Below are 17681 nucleotides of genomic sequence, written 5' to 3'. Positions count from 1 at the left end.
CTCAGCGGGGCGGCTGCGCCGCCGGGTCGGTGGTGTCGTCGGCCTCCTCGGAGGCGATCTCCTCCGCGCCCCGGCGGCGGAACAGCTTGGAGCCCGGGAAGCCCTTCACCACCTGGCGCATGTCCTGCACCGTGTCCAGCAGCTGGTGCACGTCGGGTGCGACGTCCCCCAGGGTGGTCAGCACCGGCAGCACGTCCTCGTCCAGGTGCTGGACCAGCAGCGGCAGCCGGTCCACCAGCGTCACCAGGGCCTCGATCTCGTCGGGGTCCAGCTCCTCGCCCAGCCGGGTGACCAGCGGCACGAAGGCGGCCAGCGGGCGTTCGTAGGCGCTCAGCAGGGCGTCCGTGCGGCCGAGCAGGCCGTCGGTGCGGCTCACCGACGCCTCGGCCCCCTCGACGACGTCCTGGGCGGTCCGGGTGGTGGCCGACGCCGCCGACACCAGTGCGTCCGCCGTCTGCTGCGTGGTGCCGATGGCCTCCACGGCGGCGTCGGCGCGCTCCCGGGTCTGCTCGATCCCGCCGACCGCCGCCTCCGCCCGGCTCCGGGTCTGCTCGATCCCGCCGATCGCCTCGTCGGCGTGCGAGCGGGTGCGCTCGATGCCCGCGATGGCGTCGTCGGCATGCGAGCGGGTGCGCTCGATCCCGCCGATGGCGTCGTCGGCGTGGGCGCGGGTGGCGGTGATGCCCTCGATCGCCTCGTCGGCCCGGGAACGCGTGGTGGTGATGCCGGCGATCGCGTCGTCGGCCTGTGCCCGGGTGGTCTCGATGCCGGCGATGGCCTCGTCGGCCCGCTGCCGGGTGGCCCCGATCCCGGCGATCGCCTCGTCGGCCTGTTCCCGCGTGGCCTCGATGCCGCTGACGGCCGCGTTCGCCCGCCTGCTGATCTCGTCGATGCCGGCCACCGCGGACTCCGCGCGTCCCACGACCTCCTCGGCCCGCGTCACCACCGCCGACACCCGGCCCAGCAGGTCCTCCGCCGTCCCGACGACGGCGACCAACCGGGGGACCAGGGCGAGAGCGTCGGTGATGCCCTCGCGGAGACCGTCGACCGCGCTGAGGACGTCGGCAGGGCTGGGAATGAGCGGCAGCTTCACCGTCGGGACGGTACGACGCCTGGTGCAGCAGCGCTTCCCGACGACGGGTGGATCCTCCTGCGCATCTGGGCGTGTGCTCTGTGTGAGGGCGGTCCGCACCCGTATCGTGATGGGGCCGTGCCTGGACCGGGGGGCCGAAGGCTGCGACGCACCGTGCCCGCAGCACGAGGATGGGGTGTCGACGCCAGTGGTGGACCGAGGACGAGACGGGCGGGACGACCCTCGCTCGACCGACCGCCGCGCCACCCCTCCCGCCGGACGGCGCGACACCTCCGCCCCCCTGCCCCCGGACGACGACGCCCCGCTCACCACCCGGCTGACGGTGGAGGCGCTGCTGGCCCGGGACGGCGCCCCCACGACGTCGGGACGCCGCGCGGCCCGACGCGGTGAGCAACCGCCGGTGCCCCCGGCCCGCCCGGACGACTCCGGCCGGCTCTCCGGCCGCCCCGCCCGTCCCGCCGATGCTGCTCGTCCCGCCGACGCCGGCCGGCTCCCGGGTGGCCCCGGCCGGGCCCCGGCCGGCCCGTCGCCGCAGGTGGGCGGGTCCGCGCAGCGCCCGCCGCTGGGGGCCCGGCCCCCTGGTCCGCCTCCCGCGGGGCAGGCGGCACGTCCGGTGCCCGCCGCGGATCAGCCGAGCCCTGCCCCCCGTGCGGCGACACCGCCGGCGCCTCCCGCCTCCTCGCCCGGGCAGGTGCGGCCGGCCGGTCCGGGGCGCCCCTCCGTGCCGGCCGCCGGCCCAGCGGCGTCGGGGCGCGGACCCGCGGCGGCACCCTCGGCGCGGCAGCAGGCGGGTCCGCCCCGGCCGGGCCCTGGCCCGGCCACAGCCGGCGACGGTGGCCCGCGGACCGTCGCCGGGCCCGCCACCCCCGCACCCGGCCCGGCGACGGTGGCCGGACCGGTCACGCCGCCCGCCGGTCAGCAACGGTCCCCGGGGCACCCGGCGTCCGCCCGGCCGGGCGCGGCCCCGGCTGCCCCGCAGCCGCCCGCCCAGCCCGCCGCCACGTCCCGCGGGCGCGGGGCCTGGGACGCGCTGTCCGGGCTCGTGCGGCCCACCGGCTCCCGCCCGCCCACCCCGCCCGCCGCGGGGCGCGCGCCCGCGGCCCCGCCGGTGGCACCCAGCCCGCCGACGGCCCCACCGGCCCCGCCGCGGGGCACGTCCCTGCCGGCAGCGCCCGCCCGGGACGGCGGTGCGCCTGCGACAGGCCCCGCCACCGGTCGCGGCCGGTCGGCCACGGGCCGGGGGCCCGCCCCGACCGGTCGTGGTGCCTCGGCCGACGGCGACCGCGCGGCCGGGCCCCCGCGCCCCGACGCCTCGTCCACCGGTCGGGGTCTGTCCTCGCCGGGGCAGGGTCTGTCGGGTGACCCGGCTCTGCGTCGGGATGCGTCCTCGACGGGCCGGGGTCTGTCATCGACGGGGCGGGGTCTCCCTGGCGACCCGGGGCCGCGTCGGGATGCCTCGTCGACGGGGCGGGGTCTGTCGGGTGACCCGGCCCCGCGCCGTGATGCCACGTCGACCGGTCGGGGGCTCTCCTCGACGGGCCGCGGCCTGACCGACGGCCCGGCCGCCACCGGTGGGCCGGCACCGGGTGGGCGGGGGCTCCCGCCGGGACCGGCGCCGGCCCGCCGCCCGACGGGACCGTCGACCCGGTGGGGCCCCACCCCGACCGGGCCGGACCCGTCCTCGACCGGGCGGGGCCTGTCCTCCACCGGGCGGGGCCTGTCCTCCACCGGGCGGGGGCTCGCTGCCCCCGATCGCCGACCGGGGTCCCCGCCACCCGGAGGTCCCGGGACCGGCCCGGGCACACCGGCCACCTCGTCCGCGCCGTCCCTCCCGCCCCGTGCCGCCGACGACGTCGCGCCCGCCACCGGGCCCGAACGCGATGGTGGGCGTCCGCCCGCCGGGCGCCCGCAGGCACCCGCCGCCGGTCGACCGGCCGAGCCCACGCCGCGCCGCGCCGCCGCGACGCCCGCCCAGCCCCGCACCGGGGGTCTCCCGTCGATCCCGCCGCGGGCGGGCGAGGCGCCCACCGGCCAGCTGCCCCCGGCCGGCCCGCGCAGCGGTGACCTGCCGACGGCCGCCGGCGGCCGCACCGGGACGCCACACGTGTCACCGCCGTCCTGGGACCGCCCCGGCGCGGCCGCCGGCGGTCTCTGGGACGGCCCGTCGCGTGCAGCCGACCGGTCGGGACCGGGCGAGCCCGCCCCGGCGCCCGCGGCGGACCCCTGGTCGGTGTTCCCGCTGCCCGCTGAGCCGTCGGGTCGCCCGGCCGCGTCGACCGCCGACGACCGCTGGTCGCTGCCCCCGCGTGACGGGGACGGCCCGGCCGCGCCATCGTCGCCCCGCTCCCGCCCGGCCGCCCCGACCGGTGGCCTGCCGATGGCGCCCCTACCTCCGGGGTCCCTGGACGACCCCTGGTCCCGGCCCCTGCCGACCGGACCTGCCACCGGCGGCCGGCCGGTCGGCCACCCCGTCGGCACGTCGTCGGACCTGCCCACGGTCGCAGGCCCGCTCGCCGGGCCGGCCACCGGGCCGCGCGCGGTCGCCGGGCCCAGCAGCGGGGTCGCCCGGCGGGTCATGCCCGTGCCGCCCATCCCCGGCCCGGACGCGCTGATCCCGCACGACCTCGACGACGAGCCCGGCGCGTCCCCGGGGCGACGCGGCAGCTCCGCGGCCCCGCAGCGCGCTCCGCGCGTGGTCAGCCCGCTGCGCCGCCGCCTCCACCGGGTGGGGGCGGTGCTGGTCGCCGTCCTGCTGCTGGTGTCCGGGTACTACGTCGGGCTCTACGTCTACGTCGACCGGTCGTTGCAGCGGGTCGACGCGCTCTCCGTCGACGGCCCCGAGGTGCTCGCGCCCCAACTGCAGGCCGACGACCGTACCTATCTCGTGGTCGGAACCGGGCTGCCCGACCGGGAGGGTGTGGCGTCGGTGAGCACCGTGCTGGTGCACGTGTCCGACGGTGGTGAGGATGCGGTGCTGGTGAGCTTCCCGTCCGCCGCGCTGGTGGACACCCCCTCCTGCCGGAGCACCGACGGCTCGCTGCGCGAGCCCACCACCGAGGCGTTCGCCCAGGCGCTGCTCTCCGGCGGGCCGTCCTGCCTGGTGCGCTCGGTGCAGCAGGTGTCCGGCGTCCGGGTCGACCACTACGTCGGGGTGGACCTGGCGGAGGTGCCCGGCCTGGTGGACGTGCTCGGTGGCGTGTCGGTGTGCGTGCCCGAGGCGGTCGACACCACCACCGCCGCCGCGGCGCTGCCCGCGGGGCGGACCACGATGTCCGGTGAGGACGCCGCCGGCTGGCTCGCCCCCGGCACGGTCGCCGACGAGCCGACCGGTCAGGTGGTGGCCGAGCGCGAGCAGCGGCTGGTCACCGCGACGCTGCACGGGGCGCTCACCGGCTCCGCGCTGGCCGACCCGGTCACCCTCACGCAGTTCCTCACCCGGGTGGACGACGCCCTCATCGTCGACCGGGACACCACGCTGGCCGACGTCCGGGCGCTGGGCAGCACGCTCGGTGGGCTCTCCGCCCAGCACGTGCAGCGGCTCGGCCTCCCGGTGGAGCAGACGGGCTACGTCCCGCCGCCGTCCGCGCTGATCGGCGCCCCGCCGGCGGCCACGCCCGCCGTGCCCGCCGCTGCCCCGCTGCCGGGGGACCCGGCAGCGGCCGCCCCCGCTGCCGCTTCCTACGTGCTGCTGGACCAGACCGCCGCGCGGGCGCTGTTCGACGCGGTCATCGAGTCCGGCCGGGTGACGGACACGCTCGCCGCGGCCGTCTCCGGCGCCGCCCCACCTGCCGACCCCGCGGCCACCACCCCCGGGACGACGGACGCCGCCGCCCCCACGGGGACGGCGGCGTCGGGAACCACCTGCAGCTGAGCTCACACGGCTCGGACGAGGTCCTTCCTCAGCCGAAGCGACCGGAGATGTAGTCCTCGGTGGCCTTCTGGTCGGGGTTGCTGAAGATCTTCTCGGTCGGGTTGAACTCGATCAGCCGGCCCGGCTGCCCGACCCCGTTGAGGTTGAAGAAGCCGGTGGCCTCGCTGACCCGGGCGGCCTGCTGCATGTTGTGCGTGACGATCACGATGGTGAAGCGGTCCTTCAGCTCCATCATGAGGTCCTCGATGGCCAGGGTGCTGATCGGGTCGAGGGCCGAGCACGGCTCGTCCATCAGCAGCACCTCGGGCTCCACGGCGATCGCCCGGGCGATGCAGAGCCGCTGCTGCTGGCCACCGGACAGGCCGGAGCCGGGCCGGCTGAGGCGGTCCTTGACCTCGTTCCAGAGGTTGGCGCCCTTGAGCGAGGTCTCCACGAGGTCGTCCATCTCGGACTTCTTCATCCGCGTGCTGTTCAGCCGCACGCCCGCGACGACGTTGTCGTAGATCGACATGGTCGGGAACGGGTTGGGGCGCTGGAACACCATGCCGATCTGGCGGCGCACGTTCACCGGGTCGACGTCGGAGCCGTACAGGTCCTGGCCGTCGATGACGACCTTGCCCTCGACGCGCGCGCCCGGGATGACCTCGTGCATGCGGTTGAGCGAACGCAGGAAGGTCGACTTGCCGCAGCCGGAGGGGCCGATGAGCGCGGTGATGCTGCGCGGCTCGATCGAGACGTTGACGCCCTCCACCGCGAGGAAGTTGGTGTAGTAGATGTTGAGGTCAGAGACGTCGATGCGCTTGGCCACGAGGTGTCCTTCTGCTTCTTCTCGGCTGGGCGACCGGTCAGCGACCGGTCTTGGGGGCGAACAGGCGACTGATCAGGCGGGCGACGACGTTGAGACCCATCACCAGCATGATGAGGACGAGCGCCGCCGTCCAGGCCCGGTCGATGAATGCCTGCGTGGCGGTGCCCGGCTGGGTGAGCTGGTAGTACGCGAAGACCGGCAGGGTGGCCATGCGGCCCTCGAACGGGTTGAAGTTGGTCCCGGTGATCAGGCCGACGGTGATGAGCAGCGGGGCGGTCTCGCCGATGACGCGCGCGACCGCGAGCGTGATGCCGGTGCCCAGGCCCGCGATGGCGGTCGGCAGCACGACCTTGACGACCGTGCGCCACTTCGGCACGCCGAGGGCGTAGGCGGCTTCCCGGAGCTCGTTGGGCACCAGCTTGAGCACCTCCTCGCAGGAGCGCACGACCACCGGGATCATGAGCACCGCGAGCGCGACCGAACCCATGAGGCCCAGCCGGACGTCGTTGCCGAACAACAGGGTGAACAGCGCGAAGGCGAACAGACCAGCGACGATCGACGGGATCCCGGTCATCACGTCGACGAAGAACGTGATGGCCTTCTTGAGCCGGCCCGTGCCGTACTCGACCAGGTAGATGGCCGTGAGCAGGCCGATCGGGACCGCGATCAGGGTGGTCAGGGCGGTGATGAGGACCGTGCCGACGATGGCGTGGTACGCGCCGCCGCCCTCGCCCACCACCCGGAACATCGAGTTGGTGAAGAACGAGGCGTCCAGCCGGGCCAGGCCACGGTCGAGCACGGTGTAGACGAGGGACAGCAGCGGCACCATCGCGATGGCGAACGCCGTCGACACGAGGCTGGTGACCAGCCGGTCGGTCGCCTTGCGTCGGCCCTCGACCTGGCGGGAGACCGCGTACACCGCCAGCGTGCCGAGGACGACGCCGTACAGGACGGTGAGCGCCAGGCTGAAGCCGGTGAGCGCCGACAGCAGGGCACCCACCGCGACGCCCGCGAGGAACAGCCCGGCGGCGGCGAAGCGGGGCAGGCGGCGCTGGGTCTGCACGGGGCCGGGCGAGGCGGCGCTCGTGGAACCGATCGGTGCGAGCGGGGTCTCGGTGCTCATCAGTTCGCTCCGGAGAAGTCGGCGCGCCGGTTGACGACCCAGCGGGCGAGCATGTTGACCACGAGGGTGATCACGAACAGGACGAGTCCGCTGGCGATCAGCGTGTTGACCCCGAGGCCGGTGGCCTCGGGGAACCGCAGCGCGATGTTCGACGCGATGGTCGACGGGTTCGAGTTGCTGATCAGGTTCAGCGTCGCACCGGCGCCGCCGGAGAGGATGATCGCGACGGCCATGGTCTCGCCGAGGGCGCGGCCCAGGCCGAGCATCGCGCCGGCGATGACACCGGACTTGCCGTACGGCAGCACCGCCATCCGGATCATCTCCCAACGAGTGGCACCGAGGGCCAGGGCGGCCTCCCGGTGCAGCGCCGGGGCCTGGCTGAACACCTCGCGGGAGATGGCCGAGATGATCGGCAGGATCATCACCGCCAGCACCAGGCCGACGGTGAACATCGTCCGCCCGCTGGTGGACGCCGGGCCGGCGAAGAAGGGCAGGAACGACAGGTTGTCGGCCGCCCACTCGTGGAAGGGCACCATGCGGGGCGCGACCACGGCCAGGCCCCAGAACCCGTACACGACGCTGGGGATGGCCGCGAGCAGGTCGACGACGTAGCCGAGGACCGCAGCGACCCGGCGGGGCGCGTAGTAGGTGATGAACAGGGCGATGCCCACGGCCAGCGGCGTGGCGACGATCAACGCGAGGACGGCGCCGAGCAGGGTGCCCAGGATCAGGGGTGCGATGTAGGCCGTCAGCCCCTCGCCGCCGGGGATCTCGTCCGCCGGGGCCGTGAGGGCCGGGAGTGCCTCGCTGATCAGGAAGGCGGCGACGCCTGCGAGGACGATCAGGATGAAGATGCCCGAGCCCTTGGCGCTGCCGGCGAAGATGCGGTCACCCGGTCGTCGGACGGTGCGCTGGACCGGTGGTTCGGTCGGGGCCTTCGTGGCGGTCACCGCTGCTCCGTGGCTCGTTCGTCGTGTGTCATGGGTGCCCGGGTCCGGGCGGTGCGATGGCCCGGGACGTCCGTGGACGTCCCGGGCCATCGCGGCGGGCGGGTGTCAGCCCGCGGTGGTGATGGCGTCGACCGCAGTCTGCGCCTGCTCGCGCAGACTGTCGGAGATCTCCGCGTTGCCGGCGTTCTCGGCGGCGGTCGCCTGGCCGTCGGCGCTGATCACGTAGTTCATGAAGGCCTTGACGTTGTCGGCCTTCTCCTTGTCGTCGTACTCGATGCAGCCGACGTGGTAGCTGACCAGGACGATCGGGTACTCGCCCGAGCCCTCGGTCAGCCGGTTGACCTCGATGGCGAAGTCGTACTCACCGCGGCCCTCGACGGCGGGGGAGTTCTCGACGACAGCGGCAGCGGCCTCCGGCGTCGGCGCAGCGAACTCGCCGCCGACGGCGACACTGGCGACACCGAGCTCACCGGCGCGGCTGGCGTCGGCGTAGGTGACGGCGCCGTCGGTGCTCGTGACGACCTCGACGACACCCGAGGTGCCCTGGGCGGACTCGCCGCCCTCCAGCGGCCACACGCCGTCGGGCTCGGAGGTCCAGACGTCGGGGGCGGCCTGGAAGAGGTAGTCCGTGAAGTTGTCCGTGGTGCCCGAGTCGTCGGCGCGATGCACCGGCGTGATGGCGGTCGACGGCAGCGTGGCGTCCGGGTTGTCCGCGGCGATCGCCGGGTCGTTCCAGGTGGTGATGGTCCCGGCGAAGATGCCCGCGATGGTGGCCGGGGTGAGGTTGAGCGAGTCGACGCCCTCGAGGTTGAACAGGACGGCGATCGGCGAGATGTAGTTCGGCAGCTCGAAGACCTCGCCACCGGCGCAGCGCTCGGAGGCGGCGGTGAGCTCCTCCTCGTCGAGGGCGGCATCGGAGCCGGCGAAGTCGGCCCGGCCCTCGATGAACTGCTCGCGGCCCGCGCCGGAGCCGGCCGGGTCGTAGCTGAACTGGACGTCCGGGTACACGCCCTGGAAGCCGGCCTGCCATGCCTCCATCGCCGACTGCTGGCTGCTGGCGCCCGCGCCGACGAGGCTCCCGCTCAGCTCGGCGGCCGTGCTGTCACCGCCACCGGAGCCGGTGTCGCTGGTCTCCTCGTTGCTCGCGCCGCAGGCGGAGAGGACGAGGGAGGTGGCGAGCGCCGCGGTGACTCCGGCGGCGCGCGTCTTGGTGCTGAGCTTCAACTCAGGGCCTTTCGACTGTGGGGCTCCCGGACGTCGAAGCCGGGCAGCAGGGGACCAACGACGAGGACGCTAGGGAGGCGAGGTGGACGGATCCAGGTCCGTTGGTTAACGCGGGATGAACGCGGCTTGAGGCTTCGGACACGCTGTGGGGTACGACACGCGTCCAGCGGGTGAACCACTGCGCGCCGGTGCGACCTGGTCGCTCTGCGTCGCCGCGCGGGGTCAGGCGGCGAGCTCGTCGGCGCGATGCACGAGGAAGTCGTGCCGCCGTCCACTGCCGTGGTCCAGCACCTCCACGACGTCGCCGGCGGTGCTGGTCAGCACCTCGAAGGCGGCGTGACCGGTGTGGTCGTGGCCGCGCAGCCGGCCCGGGCCGGCGGGCGTCAGGGTCAGGTACCCCGTCGTGCCCTGGTGGTAGAGCCACAGCGGACCCTCGCCGTCCTCGCACCGGCCCACCACCCAGCAGTCGGTGGTCCGGTCGTACACCGACACGCGCCCGGCCCCGACGTCCCCGGTGAAGGTGCTGACCGTCCCGCTCGCCCGGTCGACGACGCAGCCGAGGTCGCCGCCGCCGAGCAGGCGGGCACCGATCAGCGCCATCGACGCCGCGGTCGCCGCGATCACCGCTGCAGCCGCCTCGTCAATGGGCACCGCCGCAGCACTGGTGCGGGTCGCGGATCTCCACCGGGCGCCACCGGCCCGCCTCGGCCGGCTCGACGAGAAGCACCAGCTGCCCGTCGACGACGGTCGGACGCAGCCAACCACCCAGGGTGTCCACCGGCGAGTCGCCGTCCAGCCCGCCACCGACGGCGTCCACCCGGTCGATGGCGGTGACCGCCACGATCTCGGCGACCGGGTGCACGCCGCTCAGCGCGTCGTCTCCGGGGAACCGCACGCAGCGCCCGCCGCTGCCGTCCAGCCACGGGGGCGGTGGCCCGTCCCCGGCCGGGCCTAGCACCTCGCCGTCCAGGTCGGTGGCCACCCGCGCGTCGTCGGCCGGGTGCCCGTCGGTGCGCCAGCTGACCACCGTGCGCGCGACGGCCGAGCTCCGGTCCACGTGGGTCCGCACCTCGACGGCGCGCCGGCCCCGGGGGGCCAGCGCGCCGTCCAGGGCGGCGGTCAGGTGGTCGTCCGACAGCGCACGGCCGAGGACGACGGCCTGCCACACCGCGCTCACCCGAGGACGTCGACGAACACCGGGTTGGCGTAGAACCACAGGTCCGCGAAGGGGTCCTCGGCGCCGGCGACGTCGATCAGCGGGTTGCCCGCGCTGTCCAGCTGGTTGCCGTCGCTGCCCCGCACCCGCAGGTAGAAGGACTGCTGCACGTTGCGGAACGTGTGCTCCAGCCGGACCCGCTTGCGCGCGCCTGCCGGGACCTCGAAGGTCTCCACCACCGAGGTCTGCGGTGCGGACAGGGTGTCCCGGTCGGCCGCGGCCCCGGTCACCGGACCGCTGATCAGGTCGACCTTGGCCAGCTTCGGCACCATCCCGGCGGCGTTGGGACCGGCCGCGAGCTCGATGGTCAGCTCCACCTGCACGTCACCGCCGCGCTGCACGTGGGTACGCCCACCCAGGGTCACCCCGCGGGCGTCACCGTCCCCGCGGGTCGCCCGCACGCGGACGTCCATGCCCTCGATCAGCCGCCCGTGCACCGCGATGACCTGGCCGGCCTGCAGCCCGCGCATCACGCTGACGTAGGTGCGCCGCTGAGCGGCCACCAGCGTGGAGCTGTAGTACCCGGGCCAGAAGTCGCCGTAGCCCGTCTGCTGCACGCCGGTGTCGATCGGCGTGCCCCGGCTGCCGGTGGTGGCGTAGGGCTGCTCGCCGGGCTCCAGGGTGTCCAGCCAGACCTGGTGGGAGTCCGACGTCGAGGTGACCCACCACGGCCGGCCCTCGGCGAGCAGGGAGTCCCACAGCCCGCCGACCTTCGCGGTCATCCAGTCGAAGCCGCCGTAGGTGCGGTAGGGGTTCTCCGTCGCCGAGGGGGCGTAGCCCGGGAAGCTGTCCTCGGTGGGCGCGAAGTCGTAGTAGCCGCGCGCCTTGCCGGGGCCGCGCATGTCCAGCGGGATGCCGGCGGCCTGGTGCCCGGGAGCGCCCTCCATGCCCACCGCCACCTCGGGGGCCGCATCGCGCCAGTTGCGGATCTCGTGCGGGCTGTCGATGCCCCGACGGGCCGGGTGGTTGGCGAACATGAGCGCGATCTCGGCACGCCCGCCCCGCACCTGCTGGTCGAGGTACCGCAGTGCCTCCAACGCGAACGGCTCACCGTCGCCGGAGGTGGACCGCACCACCTTCTTCTGATCGGCCAGCACCGATCCGTCGTACCCGGCCTCGAAGGCGCGCAGGATCTCGACGCTGTTGGCGCCCGGCGGCAGGAACACCGTCGCGTGCTCGGCGCCGGGGATGTTCCACTCCAGGCCCTGGTACACCAGCAGGTCGCGGTGCGCCTCGCGGGACGCCTCGATCCGGGGGGTGACCTGGTCGATCGAGTACTTCTGGTGCGCGGTCCCGCCGTGGTCGGTGACGACCATCCAGTCCAGGCCGTACTCGGCGGCCTTGGACACCTGGGTCTCCACCTCGTACTGGGCGTCCGGACTGAACTGGGTGTGGATGTGGTGGTCACCGGCGAGGAACCGGTTGGTGCCCGTCCACGGGTTCACCGGTGTCGGCCTGCCCTTCGGCGCCGCGGCCGCGACGCCCTGGCCGAGGCCGGCCACCGTGCTGCCCAGGCCCGCGGCTGCCCCGGCCGCGACGGCACCGGCGAGGAAGCGGCGACGGGACACCGAGAGCCGGTCGCCGGCCTCCGGGTCCCGCCAGCTGCCCGCGACCTCGGTGTGGTCGTGGTCGTGCGGGTGGTCGTGTCCGTGACCCATGTCCTGCTCCTCTGTCCTGGGTGGGCCCCATGCGCACATGGCGATGCGTGCACCTGTCGGCTCCCTGCGAGGGGACCCGCTCCGGGTGTACGGAGAGCACCTGCGCGGGCAACTCCAGGTGTCGGCTCGGCGACCAGGGCATGAGGCGGGTGGGACGCACGAGGCCGGCCTGCCGTGGCACCGACGCTGTCGGCCAGTCGTCGTGGCGCCGCCGCCCCGCGGACACCGCAGGGCCACCTCCCCGGCCGATCCTCGAGGCGTCCGGGGCCCGCAGGGGGCTCCCGACACCCCGAGGTGTCGACGTGACCGCCATGCCCGAGACCGCCGTGCCCCCGACTGCCGTGCCCTCCGCCGTACCGTCGCCCACCCACGCGGCGGCGCCGCTGCCGTCCGCCGACGCCGGGCCGTACCCGCCGATGCCGTCCCCGGCCGTCTCGCTGCTGACCCACCCGATGCTCGGCGAGCCGTCGCCGCCGGTGCCGGCACAGCTGTCGCGCCGCACCCTCCGGCACCGGACCCCGGGGCGGCACGCCGCCGTCCCGGCCGGGCCGGCGGCGCGCTACCGGGACGTCGTCCGGGTGGCGGGGACGATGGCCGGTGTCGCCGCCTCCTCGGCGCGGGTGCCGCTCACCGGGCCCCGGGGCCGCCAGCGCCTGGTCACCTGCGCCGCCGCGCGAACGCTGACCGCACTGGGCGTGCGGGTGGAGGTGCACGCCTCGCCGGTCGCCTGGCCGCGCACCGGCCCGGACCGGGGCCCGGGCCTGCTGGTGCTCACCGGTCCGCTCTGCTGGCTGGGCGACCTGGCGCTGCTGACGGTGCTGCCCGCCGTGCCCGTCGCGTCCGGGGAGCTCGCCCGCTCGCCGCTGGTCGGCCCGCTCGTCCGGCGGGCGGGAGCCGTGCTGCCGGAGGACGGGTCCTCGCTCGCCGATCGGGTGGCCGAGCTGGTCGCCGCGGGCCGGTCGGTGACGCTGACCGGCTCCGATCCGGGCCACCCCGCGGTGCTGCGCGCCGCGGTGGAGGCCGGTGCCACGGTCTGCCCCGTGCGGGTGCGCTACCGCGGGAGCGGGCCCGGCGTGTCCGGTGAGCCGGCCGCACGCTCCCCGTGGCGCGACCTCGCCGGGGCCGGGAGCACCCGCGGGCTGGTCATCGAGGTGCACCTGCTGCCGCCGGTGCCGCCAGTCGACGCCGTGTACGCGCCGGTCGCGGCAGCGACGTCGCAGGACCGGGTCCGGACGACGTGACCGTGCTCGGGTCCCGGGCGCTGCCGCCCGGCGCCCTCGGGTCCGGGGTCGACACCGTGCGGCGGGACGCCCTGGTCGGTGACGGCATGCGCGTCGCGGTGGTGGCCGAGACGTTCGTGCCCGCCGTGAACGGCGTGGTCACCTCGGTGCTGCGCGCCGTCGACCACCTCGCCGTCCGTGGGCACGCCCCGGTGGTGGTGGCCCCGTCGGGTGCCAGCTACGAGTCGCGGTGCGGCGCGGAGATCGAGGTCGTCCGGGTGCCCTCGCTGCGGATGCCCGGCTACCGGGAGCTGTCGGTGGCCCGCCCCGGCACCGCGCTGACCGACGTGCTGCGCCGGCTGGCCCCGGACGTGCTGCACCTGGCCTCGCCGGCCGTGCTCGGTGGTGCCGCTGCGCGGGCCGGGCGGGCGCTCGGCATCCCGTCGGTGGCCGTGTTCCAGACCGACCTGGCCGCCTTCGCCACCCGCTACCGGCTGCCGGGCGGAGCGGGGACAGCCTGGCGCCGGCTGCGCGCGCTGCACGCCGCCGCCGACCTCACGCTGGCGCCGTCGTCGGCGTCGGCGACCCTGCTGCGCCGGCACGGGATCGGGCCGGTGGCGCTGTGGCCGCGCGGGGTGGACCTCGAGCAGTTCTGCCCCCGCCGGCGGGACCCGGTGCTGCGCCGCGAGCTGGCCCCGGGCGGGGAGCTGCTGGTCGGCGTGCTCGGCCGGCTGGCCGTGGAGAAGCGCGTGCACCTGCTGGCCCCGCTGAGCCGGCTGCCCGGGGTGCGGCTGGTGGTGATCGGTGACGGGCCGCAGCGGCGGCAGCTGGAGCGGGCGATGCCGGCTGCCCGCTTCGTCGGCCAGCACGTCGGCGACGAGCTCGGCCGGCTGGTGGCCAGCCTGGACCTGCTCGTGCACCCGGGTGCGGACGAGACGTTCTGCCAAGCGGTGCAGGAAGCGCTCGCGGCCGGGGTGCCCGCCGTCGTCGCGGCGTCCGGTGGCCCGCTGGACCTGGTGCGGCACCGGGAGAACGGCTGGCTGTGGGCCGGCGACGACCCGCACGAGCTGGCCGCGCTGGTGGCCGGCCTGCGGGACGCGCCGGCGACCGTGCGGGAGGCCGCCGGCCGGGCCCGGGCCTCGGTGGCCCACCGCACCTGGGCCCGGGTGGGCGACGAGCTGCTGGACCACCTCGCCGGGGTCTGCACCAGGCACGCTCGCACCGGCTGACGTGTGGTGCATGACACGCCCGGTGGCTGGGGACACCCTGTCCATGACGGATGTGCAGAGCCGCCCGGACGCCGACCCGCAGACCGACCTGGATGCCGCCATGGACGCCGACGACCCGGCCGAGAGCATCGACCTCAGCCGCTGGAGCCTGCACGAGCTGCTCGACACCGACGGCGAGGGCGACTGGGACGACGACCGTGACCTGGTCGACCCCGAGGGCGCCCTGGTGGACACCTGGCGGGAGAACTACCCGTACGACGAGCGGATGCAGCGCAAGGAGTACGAGCGGGAGAAGCGGCAGCTGCAGATCGAGCTGCTGAAGCTGCAGAGCTGGGTGAAGGACACCGACCAGAAGATCGTCGTGCTCTTCGAGGGCCGGGACGCGGCCGGCAAGGGCGGCACGATCAAGCGGATCACCGAGCACCTCAACCCGCGCGGGGCCCGCGTCGTCGCGCTGGACAAGCCCTCCGAGCGCGAGCAGCGGCAGTGGTACTTCCAGCGCTACGTGCAGCACCTGCCCGCCGGCGGGGAGATCGTGCTGTTCGACCGGTCCTGGTACAACCGCGCCGGCGTGGAGCGGGTGATGGGCTACACCTCCGAGGAGGACTACCTGGAGTTCATGCGCCAGTGCCCGGAGCTGGAGCGGATGTTCGTGCACAGCGGCATCCACCTGGTGAAGCTCTGGTTCTCGGTGTCCCGCTCGGAGCAGCGCACCCGGTTCATCGTGCGCCAGATCGACCCGGTGCGCCGGTGGAAGCTGTCCCCGACCGACCTGGCCTCGCTGGACAAGTGGGACGCCTACACCGAGGCCAAGGAGGTCATGTTCGCCGCGACCGACACCGACTTCGCGCCGTGGACGGTGATCAAGAGCAACGACAAGAAGCGCGCCCGGCTCGAGGCGATGCGGCACCTGCTCAACCGGTTCTGCTACACCGACCGGGACGAGGACGTCGTCGGCACGCCGGACCCGCAGATCGTGGTCTCCGCCGCCGACGTGCTCGACGACGACGTCACGGTGCCGGCCACCCCGCGTCCGGGCGTGACGGTGCGGGGCTGACCCCCGGCACCGGACGGTCCGCCTGCCGGTCGCGCACCCGGGCCAGGCCCCGCTCCCACCGGAGGTCCCTCGGCTCCTCGGGGGCCCACCGGGCCACCAGGAGCCGCCGCTGCAGCGCCGAGGCCGACAGCACCGCCACGACCAGGACACCGACGGTGCCCAGCGCCTGACCGCGGGTCTCCACCGTCCAGGTCAGCAGCCAGCAGGCGCCCCCCAGGGCCGAGGAGGCGACCCAGCGGACCAGCACCGGGGCGGCCTCGGGCTGCTCGTGCGTCCACCACCACTGCCACCAGTCCTCGGAGCGGACCTCCTCGATCCAGCAGCCGTACGCCAGCTGGTGCACCAGCACCGCCACCACGGTCACCGACCACCCGATCCAGATCACCCGGGGGACGGTAGGGCGCCGGGCTCCCTCGGCGCAGGCCCCGACGTCGTGCCTGTGGACAGGTCAGTCGTGTGGTCGGACCCAGTTCACGTCGACGGCGTACCGGGTGAAGCCGCTGCGCTCGTACAGCGACACCGCGACGGCGTTGTCCTCCTCGACGTAGAGCAGCACCTCGCCCAGGCCCAGGCCCCGCAGGTGGGCCAGCCCCACGTCGGTCAGCGCCCGGCCCAGCCGCATGCCCTGGGCGTCGGGGTCGATGCCGAGCACGTACACCTCGCCGACCGGGTCGGGGCCGGCGTCGCCGGCGGCGTGCACCTTCGTCCAGTGCGACCCGAGCAGCCGCTCGCCCCTGTCCGGCTCCGTGCGCCAGGCGAGGAAGAAGCCGTCGGGGTCGAACCACGGCTCGGCCTCCCGCAGCGCGAGGTCCGCAGGCGTCCAGCGGCCCTGCTCCGGGTGGGTGGCGAACGCCCGGGCGTTCACCGTCAGCCAGGCGGCCTCGTCCACGCCGGGCCGGAAGGTGCGCACGGTGACGCCGTCGGGCAGCCGCGGCTGCGGGTCGGGGTCGACACCGGCCAGCGGCCGGCGCATCTGCAGCAGCACCCGGGCCCGCAGGTAGCCGTGGCTGCGCGCCAGCTCGCCCGACCCGGGCACCTGGCCGTGCGCCCACACGCGCAGCGCCGCGGGGCCGGCGAGCTGCTCCACCCGGGCGAGCAGCGCCCGGCCGACGCCGCGGCGCCGGGCGCCGGGGTGCACGACCAGCTCGGCCTCGGCGCCGTCCACCGCGTCACCGGCGTCGCCGGTCTCCAGCCGGGCGTAGCCCACCAGCACCCCGGCGTCGTCCCGGGCCAGCACGTCGCGGTTACCCGGGGGGCCGCCGTGCTGCAGCCGCAGCTCGCCCTCCTCGGAGACCGGCCGGACGCCGTCCACGGTGGTGGCGACGTCCAGCAGCGCCAGCACGTCGGCCACGTCGACGGCCGACAGCCGCTCGACGTCGGTGACGTGAGCGGCTGCCGGGGAGGGGCCAGGGCTCAGGAGACGACCTGGTCCGCGGTGTCCCGCCCCGTGCCGGCCGCGGCGTCGGTGGCCACGCCGGCGGCGGCCGTCGCGTCCGCCACCTGCTGGTCGAGCTTGTAGCCCACGTTGCGCACGGTGCCGATCAGCGCCTCGTGCTCGGTGCCGAGCTTGGCCCGCAGCCGGCGGACGTGCACGTCGACCGTGCGGGTGCCACCGAAGTAGTCGTAGCCCCAGATCTCCTGCAGCAGCTGCGCGCGGGAGAACACCCGGCCCGGGTGCTGCGCCAGGTACTTCAGCAGCTCGAACTCCTTGTAGGTGAGGTCGAGGGGGCGCCCGCGCAGCTTGGCCGAGTAGCTGTGCTCGTCGATGACCAGCTCACCGGCCTTGGTGACCCCGCCGTCGGCGGACTCGGTGGGCGTGGCGGCGGCGAGCCGGCGGGCGGTGGCCCACTTCAGCCGGGCGTCGACCTCGGCCGGACCGGCGGTGTCCAGGACGACGTCGTCCACACCCCAGTCCGCCGACAGCGCGACCAGCCCGCCCTCGGCGAGCACCGCGACCAGCGACGCGGCCACGCCGGTGGAGGAGAGCAGCGCGCACAGCGTGCGCGCGGAGATCAGGTCGTGCCGGGCGTCCACGAGGACGACGTCCCCGGCGTCACCGTCGAGCAGGCTGGACAGCTCGGGTGCCACGACGCGCACCTGGTGGGCCAGCAGCCCGAGGGCCGGCAGCACCTCCGTGGTGGCCTGGCGGGCCGAGGTCATGAGCACGAGTCGCATGTCGTCTCCTCAGGAGGCATCGACAGCTCTGTCGAGGTGGGAGCCAAGGGTAACGGA

The 17681-nt window shown here is 75.3% G+C and carries 15 protein-coding genes; 4 read left to right on the top strand and 11 right to left on the bottom strand.

Annotated features, from left to right (window positions below; all coding sequences use genetic code 11):
• Window position 1 precedes the first annotated feature (1 nt).
• Complete coding sequence (locus G1H19_RS02670; RefSeq protein ID WP_162393145.1) at window positions 2-1093, bottom strand: hypothetical protein; 1092 nt, start codon at window positions 1091-1093, stop codon at window positions 2-4.
• A gap of 2575 nt (window positions 1094-3668) precedes the next feature.
• On the opposite strand from G1H19_RS02670, the gene G1H19_RS02665 reads away from it, so the two are divergent.
• Window positions 3669-4964 carry an LCP family protein gene (locus G1H19_RS02665; protein ID WP_152731971.1) on the top strand — a complete coding sequence of 432 codons (1296 nt, stop codon included), beginning with the start codon at window positions 3669-3671 and terminating at the stop codon, window positions 4962-4964.
• Between the two features lie 28 nt (window positions 4965-4992).
• On the opposite strand, the gene pstB is transcribed toward G1H19_RS02665, so the two are convergent.
• The 7 genes from pstB to G1H19_RS02630 all read right to left on the bottom strand — a co-directional run bounded on the left by pstB (window position 4993) and on the right by G1H19_RS02630 (window position 11943).
• A complete protein-coding gene (gene pstB, locus G1H19_RS02660; protein ID WP_162393144.1) occupies window positions 4993-5772 on the bottom strand; it encodes a phosphate ABC transporter ATP-binding protein PstB in 780 nt (259 codons plus the stop codon).
• Between the two features lie 37 nt (window positions 5773-5809).
• Window positions 5810-6895 carry a phosphate ABC transporter permease PstA gene (gene pstA / locus G1H19_RS02655; RefSeq protein ID WP_152731973.1) on the bottom strand — a complete coding sequence of 362 codons (1086 nt, stop codon included), beginning with the start codon at window positions 6893-6895 and terminating at the stop codon, window positions 5810-5812.
• Window positions 6895-7845: a phosphate ABC transporter permease subunit PstC gene (gene pstC / locus G1H19_RS02650; RefSeq protein WP_235928170.1), complete on the bottom strand. Its 951-nt coding sequence runs from the start codon at window positions 7843-7845 to the stop codon at window positions 6895-6897. Before pstC ends, pstA begins: the two co-directional genes overlap by 1 nt.
• Window positions 7846-7950: 105 nt before the next feature.
• On the bottom strand, window positions 7951-9069 hold the full coding sequence (gene pstS, locus G1H19_RS02645; RefSeq protein WP_152731976.1) for a phosphate ABC transporter substrate-binding protein PstS: 1119 nt from the start codon (window positions 9067-9069) through the stop codon (window positions 7951-7953).
• Between the two features lie 222 nt (window positions 9070-9291).
• Window positions 9292-9720 carry a hypothetical protein gene (locus G1H19_RS02640; protein WP_152731978.1) on the bottom strand — a complete coding sequence of 143 codons (429 nt, stop codon included), beginning with the start codon at window positions 9718-9720 and terminating at the stop codon, window positions 9292-9294.
• A complete protein-coding gene (locus G1H19_RS02635) occupies window positions 9710-10246 on the bottom strand; it encodes a hypothetical protein (protein WP_152731980.1) in 537 nt (178 codons plus the stop codon). Before G1H19_RS02635 ends, G1H19_RS02640 begins: the two co-directional genes overlap by 11 nt.
• Window positions 10243-11943: a PHP domain-containing protein gene (locus G1H19_RS02630; protein ID WP_152731982.1), complete on the bottom strand. Its 1701-nt coding sequence runs from the start codon at window positions 11941-11943 to the stop codon at window positions 10243-10245. The genes G1H19_RS02635 and G1H19_RS02630 overlap by 4 nt, the downstream gene beginning before the upstream one ends.
• A gap of 302 nt (window positions 11944-12245) precedes the next feature.
• On the opposite strand from G1H19_RS02630, the gene G1H19_RS02625 reads away from it, so the two are divergent.
• The 3 genes from G1H19_RS02625 to ppk2 are packed head-to-tail and all read left to right on the top strand — an operon-like array spanning window position 12246 to window position 15449.
• Complete coding sequence (locus G1H19_RS02625) at window positions 12246-13184, top strand: lysophospholipid acyltransferase family protein (RefSeq protein ID WP_152731984.1); 939 nt, start codon at window positions 12246-12248, stop codon at window positions 13182-13184.
• Entirely contained in the window at window positions 13181-14392 is a 1212-nt protein-coding gene (locus tag G1H19_RS02620; RefSeq protein ID WP_217269503.1) for a glycosyltransferase, read from the top strand. The genes G1H19_RS02625 and G1H19_RS02620 overlap by 4 nt, the downstream gene beginning before the upstream one ends.
• 43 nt (window positions 14393-14435) lie before the next feature.
• Complete coding sequence (gene ppk2, locus G1H19_RS02615; RefSeq protein WP_235910609.1) at window positions 14436-15449, top strand: polyphosphate kinase 2; 1014 nt, start codon at window positions 14436-14438, stop codon at window positions 15447-15449.
• On the opposite strand, the gene G1H19_RS02610 is transcribed toward ppk2, so the two are convergent.
• The 3 genes from G1H19_RS02610 to G1H19_RS02600 form a co-directional block, all read right to left on the bottom strand.
• Window positions 15403-15834: a hypothetical protein gene (locus tag G1H19_RS02610; protein WP_152731985.1), complete on the bottom strand. Its 432-nt coding sequence runs from the start codon at window positions 15832-15834 to the stop codon at window positions 15403-15405. The two genes, ppk2 and G1H19_RS02610, sit on opposite strands and share 47 nt — an antisense overlap.
• A 63-nt stretch (window positions 15835-15897) precedes the next feature.
• Window positions 15898-16815 carry a mycothiol synthase gene (mshD, locus tag G1H19_RS02605; RefSeq protein ID WP_268895187.1) on the bottom strand — a complete coding sequence of 306 codons (918 nt, stop codon included), beginning with the start codon at window positions 16813-16815 and terminating at the stop codon, window positions 15898-15900.
• A gap of 47 nt (window positions 16816-16862) precedes the next feature.
• Window positions 16863-17624, bottom strand: a complete 762-nt coding sequence (locus tag G1H19_RS02600) for a winged helix-turn-helix transcriptional regulator (RefSeq protein WP_152731989.1) — start codon at window positions 17622-17624, stop codon at window positions 16863-16865.
• Window positions 17625-17681: the final 57 nt, after the last annotated feature.

The organism is Goekera deserti, from assembly GCF_010685995.1.
Classification (GTDB): domain Bacteria; phylum Actinomycetota; class Actinomycetes; order Mycobacteriales; family Geodermatophilaceae; genus Goekera; species Goekera deserti.
Note: the sequence above shows the minus strand (reverse complement) of the source record. Positions and strands in the feature narration are given on the sequence as shown.

Bases quoted from the DNA above. Each gene is read 5' to 3' on its own strand.
- G1H19_RS02665 (WP_152731971.1), top strand. From the start codon at position 3,669: ATGCCCGTGCCGCCCATCCCCGGCCCGGACGCGCTGATCCCGCACGAC.
- pstA (WP_152731973.1), bottom strand. From the start codon at position 6,895: ATGAGCACCGAGACCCCGCTCGCACCGATCGGTTCCACGAGCGCCGCC.
- G1H19_RS02630 (WP_152731982.1), bottom strand. From the start codon at position 11,943: ATGGGTCACGGACACGACCACCCGCACGACCACGACCACACCGAGGTC.
- ppk2 (WP_235910609.1), top strand. From the start codon at position 14,436: ATGACGGATGTGCAGAGCCGCCCGGACGCCGACCCGCAGACCGACCTG.
- G1H19_RS02600 (WP_152731989.1), bottom strand. From the start codon at position 17,624: ATGCGACTCGTGCTCATGACCTCGGCCCGCCAGGCCACCACGGAGGTG.